This window comes from Natrinema sp. LJW11 (assembly GCF_056135975.1).
This window is the reverse complement of record NZ_JBWBDM010000007.1, coordinates 139,634-158,568: the sequence shown is the minus strand read 5'-3', so window position 1 is coordinate 158,568 and position 18,935 is coordinate 139,634. Positions and strand designations below refer to the sequence as shown.

The 18,935-nt window shown below is 53.5% G+C and carries 13 protein-coding genes and 6 pseudogenes; 11 read left to right on the top strand and 8 right to left on the bottom strand.

The genetic code is table 11. The features are described from left to right. Window positions 1–158: 158 nt before the first annotated feature. Window positions 159–1,070 carry a D-2-hydroxyacid dehydrogenase gene (locus tag AC0QDI_RS18585; RefSeq protein ID WP_226777732.1) on the top strand — a complete coding sequence of 304 codons (912 nt, stop codon included), beginning with the start codon at window positions 159–161 and terminating at the stop codon, window positions 1,068–1,070. Window positions 1,071–1,109: 39 nt separating this feature from the next. Here the strand turns inward: AC0QDI_RS18585 and AC0QDI_RS18580 are convergent. Further along, window positions 1,110–1,343: pseudogene (locus AC0QDI_RS18580) on the bottom strand (Glu/Leu/Phe/Val dehydrogenase); the annotation flags it as partial. 310 nt (window positions 1,344–1,653) lie between these two features. On the opposite strand from AC0QDI_RS18580, the pseudogene AC0QDI_RS18575 reads away from it, so the two are divergent. The 3 genes and pseudogenes from AC0QDI_RS18575 to AC0QDI_RS18565 all read left to right on the top strand — a co-directional run. Next, window positions 1,654–1,767 (top strand): annotated as a pseudogene (locus AC0QDI_RS18575) (IS5/IS1182 family transposase); the annotation flags it as partial. A gap of 68 nt (window positions 1,768–1,835) precedes the next feature. After that, entirely contained in the window at window positions 1,836–3,380 is a 1,545-nt protein-coding gene (locus AC0QDI_RS18570; RefSeq protein WP_474670813.1) for a transposase, read from the top strand. A gap of 56 nt (window positions 3,381–3,436) precedes the next feature. Next, window positions 3,437–3,679 (top strand): annotated as a pseudogene (locus AC0QDI_RS18565) (DUF955 domain-containing protein); the annotation flags it as partial. Between the two features lie 209 nt (window positions 3,680–3,888). Here AC0QDI_RS18565 and AC0QDI_RS18560 read toward each other — a convergent pair. Together AC0QDI_RS18560 and AC0QDI_RS18555 are read right to left on the bottom strand one after the other, a co-directional pair. Then, on the bottom strand, window positions 3,889–5,277 hold the full coding sequence (locus AC0QDI_RS18560; protein ID WP_226777734.1) for a Cdc6/Cdc18 family protein: 1,389 nt from the start codon (window positions 5,275–5,277) through the stop codon (window positions 3,889–3,891). A gap of 849 nt (window positions 5,278–6,126) precedes the next feature. Further along, window positions 6,127–7,542 (bottom strand): annotated as a pseudogene (locus AC0QDI_RS18555) (type B DNA-directed DNA polymerase); the annotation flags it as partial. Between the two features lie 1,219 nt (window positions 7,543–8,761). Here AC0QDI_RS18555 and AC0QDI_RS18550 point away from each other — a divergent pair. The 4 genes from AC0QDI_RS18550 to AC0QDI_RS18535 all read left to right on the top strand — a co-directional run bounded on the left by AC0QDI_RS18550 (window position 8,762) and on the right by AC0QDI_RS18535 (window position 11,610). Beyond that, complete coding sequence (locus AC0QDI_RS18550) at window positions 8,762–9,166, top strand: hypothetical protein (protein WP_474670811.1); 405 nt, start codon at window positions 8,762–8,764, stop codon at window positions 9,164–9,166. Between the two features lie 164 nt (window positions 9,167–9,330). Then, window positions 9,331–9,678 (top strand): hypothetical protein, encoded by a 348-nt coding sequence (locus AC0QDI_RS18545; RefSeq protein ID WP_474670809.1) that lies wholly within the window; start codon window positions 9,331–9,333, stop codon window positions 9,676–9,678. Beyond that, complete coding sequence (locus AC0QDI_RS18540; protein WP_474670808.1) at window positions 9,675–10,112, top strand: hypothetical protein; 438 nt, start codon at window positions 9,675–9,677, stop codon at window positions 10,110–10,112. Before AC0QDI_RS18545 ends, AC0QDI_RS18540 begins: the two co-directional genes overlap by 4 nt. 217 nt (window positions 10,113–10,329) lie before the next feature. After that, window positions 10,330–11,610: an MFS transporter gene (locus AC0QDI_RS18535; RefSeq protein ID WP_226777738.1), complete on the top strand. Its 1,281-nt coding sequence runs from the start codon at window positions 10,330–10,332 to the stop codon at window positions 11,608–11,610. A 351-nt stretch (window positions 11,611–11,961) separates the two neighbouring features. Here AC0QDI_RS18535 and AC0QDI_RS18530 read toward each other — a convergent pair. The 3 genes and pseudogenes from AC0QDI_RS18530 to AC0QDI_RS18520 all read right to left on the bottom strand — a co-directional run bounded on the left by AC0QDI_RS18530 (window position 11,962) and on the right by AC0QDI_RS18520 (window position 14,334). Continuing rightward, window positions 11,962–12,782, bottom strand: a pseudogene (locus AC0QDI_RS18530) (IS5 family transposase). A gap of 87 nt (window positions 12,783–12,869) precedes the next feature. Next, window positions 12,870–13,424, bottom strand: a complete 555-nt coding sequence (locus AC0QDI_RS18525) for a hypothetical protein (RefSeq protein ID WP_226777739.1) — start codon at window positions 13,422–13,424, stop codon at window positions 12,870–12,872. Further along, entirely contained in the window at window positions 13,417–14,334 is a 918-nt protein-coding gene (locus tag AC0QDI_RS18520) for a ParA family protein (protein WP_226777740.1), read from the bottom strand. The genes AC0QDI_RS18525 and AC0QDI_RS18520 overlap by 8 nt, the downstream gene beginning before the upstream one ends. Window positions 14,335–14,744: 410 nt before the next feature. On the opposite strand from AC0QDI_RS18520, the gene AC0QDI_RS18515 reads away from it, so the two are divergent. Further along, the gene (locus AC0QDI_RS18515; protein WP_226777741.1) at window positions 14,745–15,269 is read left to right on the top strand and encodes a DUF7342 family protein; all 525 of its coding nucleotides are present in this window, start codon (window positions 14,745–14,747) and stop codon (window positions 15,267–15,269) included. A gap of 481 nt (window positions 15,270–15,750) precedes the next feature. On the opposite strand, the gene AC0QDI_RS18510 is transcribed toward AC0QDI_RS18515, so the two are convergent. Beyond that, the gene (locus AC0QDI_RS18510) at window positions 15,751–16,635 is read right to left on the bottom strand and encodes an IS1595 family transposase (RefSeq protein WP_474670804.1); all 885 of its coding nucleotides are present in this window, start codon (window positions 16,633–16,635) and stop codon (window positions 15,751–15,753) included. Between the two features lie 96 nt (window positions 16,636–16,731). Further along, entirely contained in the window at window positions 16,732–17,013 is a 282-nt protein-coding gene (locus AC0QDI_RS18505; protein ID WP_226777742.1) for a hypothetical protein, read from the bottom strand. A 634-nt stretch (window positions 17,014–17,647) separates the two neighbouring features. Between AC0QDI_RS18505 and AC0QDI_RS18500 the strand changes: the two genes are divergently transcribed. Both AC0QDI_RS18500 and AC0QDI_RS18495 read left to right on the top strand, forming a co-directional pair. Next, complete coding sequence (locus AC0QDI_RS18500) at window positions 17,648–18,193, top strand: hypothetical protein (protein WP_226777743.1); 546 nt, start codon at window positions 17,648–17,650, stop codon at window positions 18,191–18,193. A gap of 314 nt (window positions 18,194–18,507) precedes the next feature. After that, window positions 18,508–18,707: pseudogene (locus AC0QDI_RS18495) on the top strand (hypothetical protein). Window positions 18,708–18,935 lie beyond the last annotated feature (228 nt).

Below are 18,935 nucleotides of genomic sequence, written 5' to 3'. Positions count from 1 at the left end.
TGTCCGGGCTCGGAGATACCCCACGAGTACTGGGAGGTTCGCGGGTGGCACACCGGTGATACCGTTCCGAACGGGGTATCCGGTGGTCGGGGAGTAACACCGTGTCCCGGAGCGCCCCGGACGTAGTCGTGTTGCGGGAGGGAACCGAAGGGCTCTGGATGTGTGACTACGCCGACGAACTCGACGCTCGACTCCCGGAGTACACCGTCAGGCTCGCCCGGACGCCCGACGCCGAGCGTGATCTGATTCGGCAGGCACCGGTCGTCACCGGCAACCGTATCGACCGGGACCTGCTGAACCGTGCTGAGAAACTGGAACTGTTCGCCTGTACGTTCGCTGGAACCGACCACCTCCCACTCGACGCGCTCGCGGAACGGGAGGTGACGGTGACGAACGCGAGCGGTATCCATGCCCCCGGCATCGCCGAACAGGTACTCGGGTACCTGCTGACGTTCGCTCGCCGACTCCACGTGAGCTGGGAGCGAAACCGGCGCGGTGTCTGGCAACACGTCCAGTCGACGGAACTGAGGGGGTCGACGGTCACCGTCGTCGGCCTTGGTGCCGTCGGCACGGCCGTCGTCGACCGCCTCGACGGTTTCGACGTTGACACCATCGGCGTCCGTCACTCCCCGGAGAAAGGGGGGGCCACCGACGACGTGTTCGGCTACGACGGGATCCACGAGGCGCTCGCCCGGACGGACTATCTCGTACTCGCATGTCCGCTGACCGACGTGACGCGGCACCTGATCGACGCCGAGGCGCTCGCAACGCTGGAACCGTCGAGCGTGGTCGTCAACGTCGCCCGTGGCCCGGTCGTCGAGACCGACGCGTTGGTCGCCGCCCTCCGGACGAACGGTATCCGCGGGGCGGCACTCGACGTGACCGATCCCGAACCACTCCCGTCTGACCACCCGCTCTGGGACCTCGACAACGCTCTCGTGACTCCCCACACCGCCGGCCACACGCCGAAACACTGGTCCCGGCTGGCCTCGATTCTCGCCGGCAACGTCCGGTCGCTTCTCGGCGAGGCAGAGAGTCCATCCCTGCAAAACGTCGTCCAGTACGATTAGCCGCCTCCAGTCGTGCTTTCGCCGATCAGATTGGGTGGGTCAGGGCCAGAGACCGCGCGTACTCTTTGCCTCCGCGACGCGCGCGAGGGCGACGATGTACGCCGCGTCGCGCCACGTCACGTCGCGAGATTCGAACTCACGACGGACGTCGGCCCACGCCGAGAGCATCTCCGACTCCAGTTCCTCACGGACGCGTTCGAGGGACCACTTCCGGCGATTGATGTCCTGCAGCCACTCGAAGTAGCTCACGGTGACGCCGCCGGCGTTCGCGATGGCTCGCACATTTTATTCGATCCTCGACTGCTGCTTCGTCGTGTGGATTGAAACTCTCGATTTGTGACTCCGTCGTCGGGTCGACGCTCTCCATTGTGTCTCCTTATCCGCCAGTATATCGTATAATATTTTCTCATGTAGAAAAATTTCGGACTTCATCCAATACAGGATTGGCCCGGAGTTCCACCAGATGGATCAAAGACCAAGCCGGGACCAGATTCACAGCGTCAATAGAGATGTCGACTCTGTAGTTTCGTTAGACCCGACAGCGACGACTACGTTATTGCCGTAAAAAGCGAAGAGACGGAGTATTGTAACTTCGGATTTCAGTCACTTCCCCCGTTTTTCGGTCGCTAAGGCTAAATCAGTTGTCGCTAATCCGGCGGAACCTGCCGACCCCGAAGGGGGTGGCGGGTTCACCGAGTGAGCGATGCTCCCGCTGTACTGAGCAGTTGGACGAATACTTGAGTGTGTCGTCGCCACCAGCCTGCCGTGGCCCCAACACGTGAGTCTCGCCGCACTGTCTTCCGGCAGATTGCCCAGCGATCCTACGCCGACTGGCCCATGTACGAGTCGAGCCCGCTATTCGATCGCTCATCCCTCCCAGCGCTGGAATCGGATGTTCGCCTCGTTGCGGAAACCTGGTTCCAGCATGACGATCACGAGAGCGTTGATCAATTCGTCCACGCAGTGCCGCTCGCATACGTCCAGTTCGATGCCCACGACCGGTATGCAGGCTCGACGACCTACGAGATGGAGACACTGTTTCGCTTATTCCTGCTGAAAGAATGCCATGGCTGGGACCACGAGATCGCCCTCGTCGAATATCTCACCCAACACCCCGATTTCTGCGAACAGATCAGTCTGGACTCGGTGCCGAACCAATCTACCCTGTGGCGCAGCTGGCACCATCGGTTTACGGCTGGTCTCCAAGACACCGTCGAGACGGCAGCGCAAACAATCCTCATCAAAGCCCAGAATGTAGGCGTCACAGTCCTGCGTGAGCCAGACCGACAGAACCGTGGACACCGTGACGAGCGTACGGAACCGAACCCCGATGAACAGACCGTATTAGAGCAGGCCGAGACAGTCACTAATCGCGTCAGCGATGTTGCCTTCCCAGCGTTCACACTGGACCGTGGTGAGGGCTGTGAGATCCACGAGAACGCTTACTGGGATCTCCAGACCTATCTCGGACTTCGAGAGAACCTTGCCGTCAACGAAGGCGCTCGGAGCTTCATTCACGAGTCCAATCGGGAGCGGACGCCGCTCGGCCACGCCCATCGCGAGCATCTCCGGGATCTTTCGATCAAGCAGATACGCGAGATGTACCGACAGGCGGTGAGTCGACTGCTGGACCGGGTCGCAGAGACAGAACAGTTCTTCCAGGCCGGCATCGTCGCCATCGATATTACCGAGTCCGACCCGTTCACCGGCGATCGATCCGGCCACGAAGACGAGATTATCGGGACGAAGGAGAAAACCGATGAATACGCCTACCAGTGGGCGACAGTCCAACTGGTCGAGAATGCCGTCCCAATCGTCTTAGATGCGCGCCCAGTCCGGAAAGGCGATACGCGCGAGGAAATCGTCGAGGACCTCTTGGACACGACAGAGACCCTCGTTCACGTCGATAACGTGCTGATGGACCGGGAATTCGACAGCCAGCACATTCTAGAGATGCTGAGTCAACGCGGGCTGTCCTATGTCGTCCCGAAACGGATGCAGACCAGCGAGAAAGCCCAGGCCAAACAATTACTCCAGCGTGACAAGGACCGGTACGAGACCGACCGGAAGCTACATCTCGGCGATAACGAGTGGCACTCGACTACGCTAATCTACCGACGCAAAGAGAATTCCGAACACACCGATCATCGGCAGTACTCGGTGTTCATGACGAATAGGGGAACCGGGCATCTCACGGAGTACGGGTACAGATGGGAAATCGAGAACGGCTACAAATCGATCAAGCGCTTCATGGCTGCGACGACCTCAAAGAATTTCGGCCTGCGGTTCTTCTACTTCGCGTTCGCGTGACTCCTTTTGCTCCGAAAGTCAGTAGAGGCGTACACATGGATCCACGAGACACACCAGCCGCTGATATCGACGTGACAGTTCGTATCGTCGATGCTGACGAGTAGGTGCATGGCGACATTCTCCAACCAGTCGTCGAGGCGAAAGCCCGCACAAATCCGGTCGATCTCGCAGCGACGCTTATTCACGAGGTTGCTTACGCAACCTTCCACTCAGATGTAACCGACGAAATCGAGCGATCGAAACACGAGGTTGAGACCGAGGCAGTCGCCTACATCGTCGGGCGGTATTTCAGGTTGGATAGGTTACCACTGGCAGTGGCGGGGAGGGGAGAAGGTTCGCTCGAAGTATAAAGAACCGGTCAATCCAGTCGATTAGCTAGTCTGGTTCTTTCGCGAATAACCCCCCTGATTCGAAGTGAGCTTGTTCACCTCTCCGAATATTTGACACCCCTGATTCGGAATGAGCATCAGTACAAGGCTGGTAGGTGAACAAACCCTCTGATGCTTGATTAAATTTCGTAGGTTCCGTTGTGAAGTTCTGACAACCGTTCATCGCTCTCTACAACTGCCTTCATTACTACATCCTTGTCCTTAACAAGCTGGTGTTCCAGATAGACACCCTGTTTATGTCCGCCACCAATCTGATGAGATTCAGAGATTCCCATTAGCGCGAGCGTGCTGAGAATCTGACTCACTCGATCATACGAGAGAGAATCAGCACCGACGTCACCGCAGGTCGTTTCGTATTGGCTGTAGATACCAGAGGTGCGGAAACGGCGGTTGTTTGAGCCAGTCAAGCGACCAAGAGTGTAGAGGACGAGTTTAGATTGCGGTGGGGTACTTTCAATCGTCTCCTTGACTCGATTGATCTCTGCACGCTTGACTGCTTTATCGACGTGATCCGTACTAACGACCTTCGCATCGTCGTCGTCAGCAATATCACCAGCAATCCGCAGAACGTCGACTGCCTTCCTCGCATCACCATGTTCATCCGCCGACCGGTCAGCAGTCTCGGTTATGACGCCGTCTTGTACGACACCATCTTGGAATGCATCTCGTCGATACTCGAGGATTTGCTCGATCTGGTCGCTCTGGTATGGCTCAAAAATGAAGTCTGTCGTCCGCATCGAGCTTTGAACGCGTGCATTGAGTTTCTGCCCGAAGTCGATGTCGTTGCTGATAGCGATGATTCCGATATAGGCATCAGTATGTCCGGCTTCTCGGGCTCGAGAGAGTTCATGGAGGAGCCCCTCAGCGTCATCAACCATGTCGATCTCATCAAGAATGACAATGAGCCCATCGTAGTACTCGTCGATGATGTCGTAGGCGTAATCGTAGTATTCGGCGGACCCTAAACCGACGCGAGGGATTTCTATGCCAGAACCAGATTTGTCGCTTAGGGCACGAGCGATTGTTCGGGCGACTCGCGTTTCGGTATTATTCTTCTTGCACTCGACGTAGATGCTTGCAGCAGGGACGTTACGGGCAGTGGCAGTATCAACGAGACGGTCAGAGACGTGTCGGCTGACAAGTGATTTACCAGTTCCGGTTTCGCCGTAAATAACGACGTGATTAGGTTGGGATTCGTGGATGAGGTGACGGATTTCTCCACCAACCGACTTGATTTCCGTGTCTCGACCGACGATGCGGTCCGGCCCAGGAACGGTTCCAATTGAAAGTAGATCCCGATCTGCCCAGATTTGAGTTGAAGAACCGTCTTTATCGCCCTCCCGAACGAACAATGGGTCATTCGCCGGGTCGTTCGGTTCTTGTCGCTGGATTTCTTTCGGGACCGACGAAATTTCAGAAGCCGAACTGTTCTCCCTGTTTGTATCGAAATCATCCAACTGTTGATCCGTGATAGATGAGTTACCCCCTCCATCTGATTCCTCTGTCATGGATTCATCCTAGGAAGGAACCTACTTAGTCGTTACCCCCCTAATTCGGAATGAGATTTTCTGGATATCGATGCTAAGAAGTGGAAAATTGATAGGTGACGCCGCCATACCTGATGATACCTGATTCAGAGTGAGCTGTCTTTAAGTCCACATAGTGTAGAGATCTCACACCCCTGATTCGAAGTGAGTAGCTCAGATGATCAGCGAATCCATATCAACCCCCCTCGCTCGGAATGAGATAGTATGAGTTGATCCATCAGCCAAGAATCGGGAGTGCTATACAGACACCCCTGATTCGGAGTGAGCTGTTACCGAACTAATGGACGATATTGAATCCAGTCTAATCAGGATAGATGCAGATTAGAGGTGGAGGGACACACCCCCCTGATTCGGAATGAGATCCCGTAAGGCTGATCGTGTAGACGTGATCTTCCAACGATCTACTAGATTCACCCTAACTAGGACGAGTCATTTTCTTCAAATCGCAAGATGATGTAGGTTTTCAAGAGTTAATCATTTATCACTAACCCTAGCTTTATTACTCATCCATACTAATAGTCCTTCAAGTAGGATACAGCATTAGTTAGAAGTATTCGTGAATACGCCTAACACTGGAAGTACAGCTTTTCTATCCTTCGAATTAAAGCAGTAAACCATACGTCGAGTGAGTATACTCGCCGAATCCGTTACTACAACTTTCTCATCGAATGGAGATACAGCCTCTAATCAAGTGGTATAATGGGCGTAACCTCATTCGGAACGAGGGGGGTGTGTGGTCCACCCGTATCTTGTTGTAATCGCAGGTCAGAATGAGGAAATCTTAGCCGTTCGTGTCTTTGTCAACCTTCGTCAAATCTGCGACCGATTCCATCCCAAAGGTGAGATAATACTCTCGCCAGCTCGGACCAATTCCATCTCAAAGTCCGATGAACTATATTGGTCTGTCTCTTCGTTAGCAGGGGCGACACGCTCTCATGACGACTTCTCGTCGTCGATAATAACATACTCGACATCCTGTCCGGGATGGATAGCAAGGCCTTGGTCGCAAGCACGCTCGAGTGCCGCCACGTTCTGGGTGTACTGCGTGTACGTCTCGACGGCTTGGAAACACGGTTCCGTTCGACGAGTCGGTCGGGATAGATATTGTCAGCGTGTAGCTCCAAAATCACCTGTTCTAAATGACTGATAACTCCGTCCGGAAATTGCGTATGACCGAGAATCTCGAGACAATCGCGCTGGATGCCTTCAATGAACTTAGGCGTGGACCGTTGCCGAGCTTCGATGCCACGTATCTTGAACTCATCCTCATCCGCGACCTTCCCGTAATATTATGCCAGTGTGCCATCATTACCCTCGCGCTGGGGCACAAGCGCCACCCACTTGCACTCACTTTCATGTTCGAGGAGGATATTGACGATGTCCGCGATCTCGGCGACCAACATCTCCAACGATTCTCGTTCGTCATCACTGACGTCCGGGTCTGACGTCACCCAGATCAAGTCGACGACCCCGTGGACGACACGCTATCCACCCATCTCCAACCGCTGTTTCGCAGTCATCAGGATTTCCCGAGCGAACGCGTTGATTGCTTTGTGGCACTCGATTCGGCCGAATTTCGAATTACTGAATCCCTGACACCCGAAGCACGCGACGAAAATTCACTTTAGTGCGGCTGACCGCTCCTCAAGCTCATCAAGGCAGTCTTGGTCGAGATCGTCGCACTGCTGTTTGCGATAAATGTCGACCTTAATCTCATCGCGAGCATCAATCAGCGTTGGGGGACATCGACGAGGTAACCCCGCTCGTCGCAAATTGAGTAGCCGAGATCAGGGACGTCCGCGCGATCACCGTGACAGTCACCCCGGATGACGTCGGGCGACACGTTCCGCGTGCAGATGATGTTCGGGTAGAGAATGCAGAAGTCGAGTTCGTGGATGTTCTCATGGAGGCCGACCCCGGGTGCGAAGATGAACCCGCCGCGGTTGGCGTCGTGGGGCGTCCCCATCGGCTTGTAGAACTCATGCCGCCAGGAGTTCCAAGGAGTCAGGACATCGCGTTCATGGCTTCACAAATCTGGATGGCGGTAAGAACGTTCCCGATCGATGTCCACACGAGTTCTTGAACTGGCTTTTTCGAGCGCGACACGAGATTGAGGACACCGTTGAGGTTCGTCTCCTCGTAGAAGAACGTGTTCAATTCGTCGATGATAGCACGACCCGGCACGTTGTATCGGGTGGAGGAGTGTCCCACCTGGCCGTAACTCGAATTATTATTATCGGTATAGATGATCAATTGAGAGCACTGTTTCTCACTGTCACCGGGATCGCCATCGTACAAAGATAACAGAACCATCAGAGGGGAACAATAGTTTCAGAACACACAAACCAGTTCTCAGGAACGGATCATGGTTGCGATCAGCGCCCCTTCTGGAAGTAGCGTATGTTCCAAATGATCCGGGTGTATTGATACACAAGGATTCCTCGAGACCGTATCCAATCGCCGATCCACTACCCACAGGAATCGCGAAATGATCCCATATCTATGTGTTCCGAATGTTTCGATACACTCAGAAGTTTTAGATAGTACAAACAATCTAGAAATCTCGATCAGTATCTGCCGATAGCCGATCGGGTAATAGCGCACCTACTACTAACCAGAACGAGCACACCAGAACCCCGATACCTCCAGAGACTACGAACACAGGAAATACAACTTCATCGTGTATATTTCGAATGTAACGATACACACGAAACACTCAGAAGGTTCGAACACCGCTAACTATTCAATAGAATCAGATGTATCAATACACTCGGAACCCTTCCCCTCGAGAAGCAACCATCTCGTCACCCACCGGATAGCGAATTGTGTGACCTGTTCGACACACAGAACACCCAGATGTTACAGAATTACAACAACCACTAGAACAGTCTGTACCCAGGAATGAACAAGTAATCCAATCACCCCGCTACATCTGACACATGCAGGCCTATCGCCGTCTCACAAATTGCGGAAGAGCTAGACCAGCGAAGAGATTCAAACCTTCTATATGTATCTGGTGTTTCCGGTGTACCAAACAAATCGAACACGGCCAAACCCATTCGAGACCCGAACGATCGGAAACAATCCAAAGATGCGAATCTTTCCGATGTTCTGTGAGTATCAGATGTTCCGATCTCACCGCACCTTCCAAACACACCGAGATGGCTCTGTTAAAATCATATTTGTCCTACACTTCTGCAGACTATTAAGAAGGAAGGCGACCTTCGAACTCATAGTCGAATCCGTCCTTCCATCGAACACCAACAGTTGGATCCAAAAGTCAAAGGTCAGAATGTAGGCTCGCATCACTCGGATTCTCAGATAACAAACTGAATGTGATGGTCAATTCGGTGTCGGCATCACGTATCTCGATAACCGACTCATAATTTGTAGTTTCGACTGCTGTACCAGAGCGATTAACGACTGTTCAGGGCAAAAGCCGGTTATGGCGACTGAAGAGCAATGGTCAAATCAGACCGCTCTCGACCAGCATGACTCTGGTACAGGGACCACAATTACGAACAACCGAGTGATTCGGTTCTTATTCACGAACAAGGACGTCCAACACGCAGTCAACCTGGTCACCGTTGCGATTTTCTTCTACGCGATCTATCGGGCCGCGGTGGGTTCGACCGATTCGGTAACTAACTTCGGTAACGTCGCGTTCTTCGGCCTTTGGTGGACTCCAGTTATGCTTCTCAGCCTCGTCTTTCTCGGCCGGATCTGGTGCTACTTCTGTCCGATAGGAGCGATCGTTCGGTTTACCCAGCGATTCGGACTGCAACGTCACTTTCCAATGTATTCGCGGAAGTGGGTTGTGCTGAGATACCGCTGTCCGTTCTGTCGCTGACAGCCCTCTCGTTCGCCATGGCGCGGTGGCCGATGTACAAGGTTGGCGTCGCGTACTCGCCTCGTCTCATCCCCGTGTATTGGCTTACCGTTCTTGGCGTCGCCGTCAGCCTCGTCTATCAACGACAGGCGTTCTGTCGATACGTCTGTCCCGCTACGGGAGTTATGAGCGTCACCTCGAAATTCTCGCCGCTGGAAATCGCACAGAACACCGAGACCGGCGTTCAGTGTGCGACGCTCGAATACAAGAGTAACTTCCTTAGCACCGATCGCCGGTGCACCGCCTGCATGAAATGTACGACAGAACAACCCGACGAAGATGTCGAGCTACGGTTCCGCTGGCCGGGCGCCAAGGTCCTCACTGAGCGCATCCCGCTCGTTGACGAGGCACTCGTCGCGCTCATCATCTGGGCCGTTTTCCCGATCGATCACGTGCTCGGCGGTCCCGTCGAAGAAACGACGGTCATCGGGAACCTTCCCGGTGTCCTCGCCCCGGCCGCAGCCTCGCCGTGAGTATTCTTGCGACGATTCTGGCGTTCACTACCGTCAATCGCTTAGCGAGCAGTTGGAGTGGTATCGACTGGACGGCATCGTTCACGAAGTTCGGCCTCGCATACGCACCTCTGGGGATCATGTTCACGCTCGGTAGTCACGCCATCGGCGGACTACTGGAGTCGGGCGGGCAGACACTGAATGTGTTCGCGCGCGGACTGGGAATACCGCTTTCCCTGCCGGCGGGGGCGAACCCCGCGATTGTGTCGGCTTGGAATGACTTTTTCGTCACCGGATGGCTGTGGCTCGCGATTCTCTGGAGTGCGGTGATCGCGTGGCAAATCGCACGGACAATGACTGACTCGAAAAAATTAGCAGTAAAATCGTTTGCGCCGCACTTTGCACTGATGGCTGGAAGTACGTACGTCGTTGCCACCGTTCTAGCGAGCCACTGATAGCTGTCTTGTAATTTCTTCTCGCCATTGTGTACGAGCCCCATTCAAAGTATATGTTTGCCACTAAATCAATAAGAAGAACATATTCAATAAACCCGATTCCATTCGAATAGTACTAACAAAATCGGATCATGTTCAATTGGGATTTCCATGATTCGTCTGCTGTGCTTTGACTTAGTAACCGTTATCCCGGTGGATACCAGTCTGAGGAACATATATGAGTACAGAGCAGTCGAGTAGACTGAACGACAATGACAAATCTATCACGCGATTCGTGATGATATCGCATGCTGTTGTCCACACATATGAGCTCTCGATTCCGATCTTGATGGTCATCTGGCTCTCTGACTTCGGTCTGAGTACGGCGATTCTCGGGACAGCCGTCGCCATCGGGTACGGGTTGTTCGGTATCGGTGCTCTCCCGGCTGGGGTGCTCGTCGACAAGTTCGGGTCACGAGAACTGGTTCTGGTCTGTCTCGCTGGCATGGGCGGATCGTTCCTCCTATTGAGTGTAGCTCAAGGTATCGTCACGATCACAATTGCCATTTGTGTCTGGGGGATGGCAGCAAGCGTCTACCATCCGGCGGGTCTGTCCCTACTCTCGACTGGCGTCGAACAGCGCGGCACTGGTTTCGCCTATCACGGAATAGCCGGCAACTTCGGTATCGCGTTCGGACCGCTGCTAACAGCGATTTTGCTGTTGTTCTTTGACTGGCGCTACGTCACCGCCCTGTTAGTTGTCCCGGCCGCCCTTGCTCTCCTCTACGCGATGTCGGCCAGCTTCGACGAAACGGCCGCCGTACAGACGGAAGTTAACGGCGGTAAATCTACGGACAACAAGCCGATGTCGCTGTCGAAGTTCGTCACTGACAGTCGATCGTTATTTACGCTCGGATTCAGCATCGCAATCGTCGTTGTTATGATGAACGGCCTCTTCTATCGGGGGACACTGACCTTTCTGCCGGACGTCTTGAGTAACTTCGTACCGGACATCGCCGAACAACTTCAACTATTTGATCCGGACAGTCCAATGGCTAAGGAGTTTAATCCCGCATCCTACCTCTACGCCGGATTGTTGATGATCGGGATGGGCGGACAGTACGTCGGCGGCAAGTTGACCGACCGAATTCGTACCGAAACCGGACTCGCCATCATCTTCATCTCACTCGCTGTCGTCACAGTTCTATTCGTTCCAGCGGCCCAAGCTGGCGCCGCACCACTGCTCATCATCAGCGCATTGCTCGGATTCCTGCTGTTCTCGTTACAGCCGATGTACCAAGCGACGATCGCCGAGTACAGTCCACCCGGTGATCGCGGTCTCTCGTACGGTTATACCTACCTCGGGGTCTTTGGCGTCGGTGCCGCTGGTGCAGCTATCGCCGGCTACCTCCTCTCGGTCGTCACTGTCGGAATGACGTTTATCGCGCTCGCAGTGTTCCCCACGATGGGTGCCGTCCTGGCGATACTTCTCTCTCGAACCGGCGATCGGCGAGCCTGACATCCTCCTCGCCCTGAAGGGGTATGACGAGACGCCTTGTATTTTGTTGCATCTGAAAGCACAGTACGTTTCCGAGAATGCGGATTCTCGCGTTGAGATATTGTGATTTACGAGGTGACGGTTCTGTTGAAATTCTATTAGTTCGGTACCTTTTCCGCTGAAACAGCCGTTAGTTAGAATTGCGCAAGTACCTTTTTGCGCCTCGGGTTCGCTCGCTGCGCTCGCTCACCTCTCGGCGCAAAAATCTACGCTAAAAAGGCCGCCTCTGCGGACTTCGTCCGCTTCGGCGGTGAACCGCTCGCTTCGCTCGCGGATGCTGACAGCGGTAACTCCTTAGCCTATATCTAACGTTCAGAGTACCTTGTCGGTGTTGTGAGTAGGACAGCCGACAACGAGTTCACGAAACTGCTCCCACCAACGTCGTGAGCGGACGAATGCGCCATATTTCCGTTTAATACGAGAGTTTACCGTCTCGTTCTGACTACGTTGCCTGTAGAGGTCGGCGTCCAACCGGGAGTTCCACGCCTTATGGAGCGGCGAAAATTCTCGATGCTTGATGACCGGACGAACACCATCTTCATGGGCTAACGCGCGAATCTTCTGGTCGTCGTATCCCCTGTCACCGAGGAGAATCGCTACTTCCTCGGGATTCCGCTTGATGAGCGACGGTGCGATCTATGAGTCGTTTTTTCGTGTCGTCGTCATGTGTAAGTTGATGATTGCGTTCACTCTCGTGTCCACAAGAAGTGTAACTTTCAACTGCTGAATCGTCAGCTTCATTCGTTTCGTGTTTTGCTTCGAGGCGTGACTGCGGTCAAAGCTGGAGGCATCGACCCGACGACACCGTTGGTCGGAGAAGCGCGACTGAGAGAATGATAAGAACCCGCCAAACAGCCATGTCAAGGCGGTTGAACGCCTTACACAACGTCGAAGGAGACGGGGATTTCCTCAAAACCGAGAGCGCTCCGAATTCGAGACATCTCGATAAGTTCGTCAAGAAGCGTCCGGTACGTCGCATTCTTTCGAACCTTGAGACAGAGGAGGACGATATGTTGATTAAACGTGTACCGCCGTTTCGGGAATTCCGATGAGTAGCGAGCGACAGCTTGACGAGCCAAGTGAAATACCTGCTCAACAAACCGGAGTGACCGCGACTTTGGGAAGGCTTGCATCCGGTCAGACTACTGAGAGAGACTCTAACCTCTGAGGATTTCAACAGAGCCACCGAGATTAATCAGCAAGAAAGGTCTGTTCAGATACTACTCTTGAGCTCCGTACTCCCGTTTCATGAACTCGATAAACTCATCTCGATGCTCAAGAAGGAACTCGCCCATCTTGTTCTCCACCGTCTTCTTCTGAAAGTTCATATTCAGTTCCTTCTGCACATCAATGTAGAGTGAGTCAGCCGTAACACTATCTTCAAATAGACCCTTGATCACTTCAGGGAGCAAATTCCACTGCTTCCGCTGGAAGTCTCTTGGCCGGTTGCCGAATTTGTCCGGCTGGTGCTTCTTACAATAGTTGCTTCCCACCTGTGCCTCGTGGTCGCACTGAGTACCGCCACGAGTGATCTCCTGACATCGAGATGCACCGGCAGTCTGCTTCTCAGGCGAAGACGAGGAATCGTCCACCTTTTCATTATCCACTCCAGATTCTGCTGTAGCCGACTGGGTGTTAGAGTCGGTCGCCTCAGTTTCCACCTCCTGTTCAGGAGGCGAGCTGTTGTCTGACAACTGTTCTTCCTCTTCTTCCGGTTCCTCATGATCGGGGTTCGCAAGGCTTTCGCCGAGGCCTGAAAGGTTTCGTTCACCCATGTACGGCCACCTCGCCCTGCTCTTGTTCGGCCTTACAAGACTCAATCACCATGCTTGCAAGCGTATCGAAGTGCTCAATCTGGTCGCACTCGGGATCGTACTGGGCTACAGGTTGACCATTCTTGAAGGCGTCATTGATCGATTTGCGCTTGCGAAGCCCCGGTTTTGGAATCTCCATCAATCGTTCGCCGGGCTTGTCGATCGTCTCGAAGACCTCTAGGTCCACTTTTGCGTACTCTGGAAGATAATCCCGGAAAGATTCGTTCAGGTCTCTCGCGATCTGCTGTTCGCTGCTATCCCGACTGATCGTTTCTTGCATCCGATTCGGCGTAATCGCCACAATGTCTACAGGGAACTCGTTTCGTAACGGCTGAACGGTTCGCTCGAGGAGACGGGCAAGGCCATTGACCGTACCTGCTTCCGGCGTGATTGGGATGATCGTGCGCTGAACAGCCGCAAATGCAGCATCGAGCATTTGGCCCTCTCCACCCGGAGGATCGATTAAGAAGTAGTCATAGCCCTGCTCGTGTAGGGGCACAACGACCTCATGGCGGAGCTTGTTCACGCCATACGTCGTGTTTTTCATCCGATCGACAACTTCACCCATCAGGTTCGTACTCGGTAGCAGATGGATGCCGAAATCGGTCTCAATAAGTAGGTCCTCCGGATTGACATCGCCAAACATTGCCTTCCCAATGTGGGCATCATCATCGTTGAGCACCCCCTGTTCAGTCTCCTCATCGAGCAGCAAGCTCGTGAGGTGGCAATCATGATCAAGATCGATCATTACAACCTCGTTGTCTTGAGCCGCGATTCTCTCAGCGACATTGAGACCGAGAGACGTTTTTGTAACACCACCCTTCTGCAGCGCCGTGACTACACCTGGTAGCCCCTGAATATCTACTGGCATTGTTTTCGAAGCTGACTAGAAGTTGAAAGCAATCCGAACCACACTGAAGTAGCCGTGTTTTGCGTGTACCGCGCGTTTTGATTGGTTCGGATCACCGTTACACCACTCAATGTGTATGGCTCATATATAAAATATCGTGTTACAGAAATCACAGGTAGTTTAAACCTTCCAGATGTACTGAGTGTTCTGATACACACAGACTTAGGGATAAAAGACAACCCACTATACCCAGAGAGGGAACTAACTGCTACTACAGAGGACATTAGCTATAGACATAGTATTCTGATACACATAAATATATTCATCTCAAAAACCAAATTATGTTCCTCGTGTTTCGATACTTGCAAACTCGAACAAGCAGCATTATCCAAGACACTGGGCATATATTTCAGTAGCCCAGAGGCAAGAGTATGGACAACGACACCACAGAAAATCGCCGTCGCGACCACCCCTCGAGAACACGTGGGGAACGGGTTCGCACAGCCGCACGTACACTCAGAAAGCCCCGTACTGCGTCATGGGTGGCCGAAGAGACAGAAGTCTCTGTGAAGACTGCCCAGAAGTATCTCGACCAACTCGTCGAGGATAATGTACTCCGGAAAATCGAGCAAGGGGATCAGACCCTCTACTGCATCGATCAGTTGATGGCAACATACCGAGAAGTCGTCTCCCTCCAGCGTGAACACGATCGCGAAGAACTCACCTCCGCGCTCGAATCAATACAAACCCAGATCATAGACTGGAAGGAGACATACAACGTCGAAACATCAAGCGAACTACGAGCTAGCATCGCTGAACTCGAGGAGACAAACGAGATCGACCAGCGACGAGAAGTAGCTAGTGAATGGGAACAAATCACAGATCGTCTCTCAGTGGTTCGAGCAGCACTCAACGAATACGACTGGGCGGCCAAGCGAGATGCCCTCTCTGCGTGAGGTGATCGATGGGACTCAAGATAGGAGGAGATCATCAATTTCGTCTTGGTAGGACGATCTTGATATCGTGAAGTATTGTAATCGAGTGTTTTCTACCGTCCCAGTAAGGGCATAGATCCAGCTGGCTTTCGGTTCACTCATAGCCGGTAGGATTGCAAACGAGACTACGACACCAAAGACCCATTTTCTGATGCAACCATCCTTCGGGGACCAGTGTTTTATGAAGGTGAACTCATCGTAGAAAGATGGGCGGGACACTCGATTGACGTTGAGCAAACGTTCCAATGCCCTGACTGCGAGTTTTGGTACGTGAAAGAACTAAACCAGACTCTCATAGAAGAGAGTCTCTTGAACGGTAAATTTGAGCACGAACCAATCCCGGTCGAAGAGCAATTGGCACAAACCGCCAGCGATACTGCCCAGGACTACCTCCAGAAGACAATAAAAGAAGTTCGCTCTTATGAAGTACATTGTTGGTGAGTCAAAGAACTTCTCGGACAATCTGTTTGAGTGCTTCTCGACCCGGTTTGCGGAGGATTCGTCGCCGAAGCTGGAACGGTCTGAGATACGCTGTGAGTTTGTCCTTTGAGACGCCTCGATGTGGCGAGAGCCACCGTCGCGCCAGCGACGCGTGGCTCTCGCACGTGTTCACGTGCGCGTCTCCATCAACGTACTCGCCGTCACCGTGAATTACTGATTCTCGGTGGAAGCTCTCGTCATCGTCGAGTGGATCGTAGGCCCGAAATCCGTCAGTATAGACAGTCAGCGACTCCTTCTCGCGGTTGCCGAGAAGGAGTCGCACGGTCGCTTCGTCGGCGGATTTCGCCGGGACGACGTATCGCTGACCGCTGCCGCGATCAACGAGCGTGAACACTGGCGGTTTGTCTCCCTCATACGTTCCTCGTCCACGTTTCGAGAGGGCACGCGAGCGCGACTCTCGGTCGCGCTCGCGGCCTTTCTTCCCGGCAGAGACGTAGAACTCGTCAATCTCGACCGGGCCAACGAGGGAGATGGCTGGCGCGTCGAGTGTTCTGGCGAACTGCTCGACGCGCCGGTGAAGCGAGCGATACGAAACGTCGATTTCAGCGTCTAACTGGCGGATACTCGTGTTGAACCGGAGGAACGAGTAGAACGCGAACAAGAGCTTGTCGAGGCCGATCTTCGCGTGCGCGAAGATCGTGCCGGTCTTGTCGTTAAACGTGCGGTCGCAATCCTTACAGAGATATCGCTGATACTCCTGATAGCTGCCGTGTTTGATCACTGACTCAGACCGGCAGCGCGGGCACTGGAGGCCCTCACGCCAGCGAACCTGCTCCAGCAGGTTCGCGGCGCTCGCCTCCGAGCTCAGCAATTCAAATGGGAACATTGCATTCGGGTGACGCTGCCGCGTCACCCTTGCCCGCTACGTTTTCACAGCGTCAGCTCTACCCAACCAACAATCTGCTTCGGAAGAGCGAAGAAGTTAGAGGGCGGTTTTCCAGTACCACGTAAGTCCTGCAGCGACTGATCCCACGACCGTTTGGAGTAGTATTTCCTCGATCGAGGTTGGTGGAAGGTATTCTGAGAAGAAGTAGACGACAATTGCTTTGAAGACACTCCGTTCCGTGAATAGGTGGGAGAGACTACTCACTAGGGAGAGGATTCCACCGCCGAAGAGATACATCGAGATGAACCCTATCAGGGTCAATGGTGTTTTGATGATGTACTTTATCAAACCGCGCTCGTAGCCGAATGGTTTTGCCATTGATCGTCACCTGTCTACACGGAATTGTAGGTGCTCAAGTCCCATAAGTTATCGTGGGAGTCTAGTTTTCCAATGTGGATCTACACTCGTTAGCTAAGGTTGTAATATCCGATTTGTGTCTGTTTCTACTGACGCGCTGATCCAGCTGGCAAATTTCCCCCGCTAATGGTATGGGACCTAGTGGTTTGTAGAAATCCGAACGCGGAACTTGTGGACTTCTGCAGCGCGCAGATTCTGTATAACATTTAGATATTTATAAGTCTATGATTCCTATCTCTACTCTCTGGAACGGCCAATATCAGCAGAATAAGCTAGATTGGATCAGCCGAGTTATAACTGTGAGTACAAAAGATATCGTACGAATCCACTATCCACTCCGGAAGCGGTGGCCGTGGACCAGAGAGATCGTCCATCGCGACTTCGTGCTTCCAATCTTTGCTATCGTCCTGTTAAGAATATCCCTCAGCAGGGGACAGGACCGTTTCCGTGAGATATTGAACGGTTTCGGGATGCTACTTCGAACAAACTGGAATTGAGATCCCCATACAGAAAATAGCTCCACCACCGAGTACCTGAAAGCTGTTTTTTCGTGCCTGACGGGTGAGGCGCGACAATGTGTGCCTCAAGAGTACCTATGAGTACAGATCAACCGATCCATCGCGAGCAGCATCGCGACTATAGAGAGACCGGTGACCGAGAGCAGAGGTATTCCGGCTACATCACTCGACTGAACGGACATGAACTGATCGCGATCGATGAGTGGCCACCAGGTAAGGAACCAACACCATACGAAATTAATCTTACTGACGGCTTCGAATACCGGACACGATACTTGCGCTGTCGAAACTGTGGCCAGGAGCGAAATCGCCGTGGTGTGTTCAACGATCAGTGCGAGACACCACCGGCTCCACTCGAGGCCGGTGGCTTCTCAATCGACGAGCCGCGAACCTGCCGCACGCTGAGCGAGAATATGGACGTCAGCTTCGCCTCGGTGGGTTCCCTCTACGAGGTTATTAGTGAGAGCGGAAACACCTACAACGTCGACATCGAGGGAGAGATGGGTAGCTGTCCGGATTTCGAGCAATGTCAGCCAGATGACGGCTGTAAGCACCTTCGGCGTGTCGGCCTCGAGATCCACATGGGGCTGGTTCCTACCCCGGACGGCACATTCGATCACTAGCTGTGAGTGATTGAGTCGTCTCTTGAGACAGTTTATCACCCCCAGAAGGGGTGCGGGGCTCGAACGGAGTCCACCGCAGCAATCCATGAATAGAATTGATGGAGTAACAGCGTCACTAGCCAGTGGGACGACTCGTTTTCTGAATCGAGGTATCGCCAGATGACCGACTGTAGCGAGTGTCAACTACCAACCTATACGAGACTTGCCCGCGATCAACCATGGTACGCTGGCCGATTCTGTTCGGACAGCTGTGAGGTCCAATACGACCACCTGCAGACGGACGCTCGAGACGCAGCTCAGGAGGATTAATTCTGATGCTCGAGCAGATTGACCACCGGGGCAAGTGTTTCACAATCGATGACGACGATGTCGTCGATAAGGGTAGAACCGACCGCTGTCGTCGGGCAGCCGCCCTCGATCGTCAAGCCAGCGAAAGCGTCGCGAACTCGAACGTGCGAAAGCGGTCGCTGGTCCAGCCGATGCGGATCCCGATATCGAGGTGCTCGACCGATGACGCCAGATGATCCGGTCTACAGGACGTCCCTGAGTTCGACCGAGCTCTCGGTGGCGACGATCCGGTTCCCAACTCGGAGACGGTGATCAGAGGTATCACCCAGAACGTGTCGCCGTGGATGGTGGGCAGATTCCTGTCGACGAACTACACGAGATACTCCTCGCAGGCGTGAGTGAGGATACACTACGGCGGAGTGGTGCAAGAGTTGGTTCACGAAATCCTATATGT

Excerpts from the sequence above, each read along its gene's own strand:
- AC0QDI_RS18500 (WP_226777743.1), top strand. The coding sequence starts at position 17,648 with ATGAGTACAGATCAACCGATCCATCGCGAGCAGCATCGCGACTATAGA.
- AC0QDI_RS18585 (WP_226777732.1), top strand. The coding sequence starts at position 159 with ATGTGTGACTACGCCGACGAACTCGACGCTCGACTCCCGGAGTACACC.
- AC0QDI_RS18545 (WP_474670809.1), top strand. The coding sequence starts at position 9,331 with ATGAGCGTCACCTCGAAATTCTCGCCGCTGGAAATCGCACAGAACACC.
- AC0QDI_RS18535 (WP_226777738.1), top strand. The coding sequence starts at position 10,330 with ATGAGTACAGAGCAGTCGAGTAGACTGAACGACAATGACAAATCTATC.
- AC0QDI_RS18515 (WP_226777741.1), top strand. The coding sequence starts at position 14,745 with ATGGACAACGACACCACAGAAAATCGCCGTCGCGACCACCCCTCGAGA.
- AC0QDI_RS18505 (WP_226777742.1), bottom strand. The coding sequence starts at position 17,013 with ATGGCAAAACCATTCGGCTACGAGCGCGGTTTGATAAAGTACATCATC.
- AC0QDI_RS18520 (WP_226777740.1), bottom strand. The coding sequence starts at position 14,334 with ATGCCAGTAGATATTCAGGGGCTACCAGGTGTAGTCACGGCGCTGCAG.
- AC0QDI_RS18550 (WP_474670811.1), top strand. The coding sequence starts at position 8,762 with ATGGCGACTGAAGAGCAATGGTCAAATCAGACCGCTCTCGACCAGCAT.
- AC0QDI_RS18560 (WP_226777734.1), bottom strand. The coding sequence starts at position 5,277 with ATGACAGAGGAATCAGATGGAGGGGGTAACTCATCTATCACGGATCAA.
- AC0QDI_RS18510 (WP_474670804.1), bottom strand. The coding sequence starts at position 16,635 with ATGTTCCCATTTGAATTGCTGAGCTCGGAGGCGAGCGCCGCGAACCTG.
- AC0QDI_RS18525 (WP_226777739.1), bottom strand. The coding sequence starts at position 13,424 with ATGGGTGAACGAAACCTTTCAGGCCTCGGCGAAAGCCTTGCGAACCCC.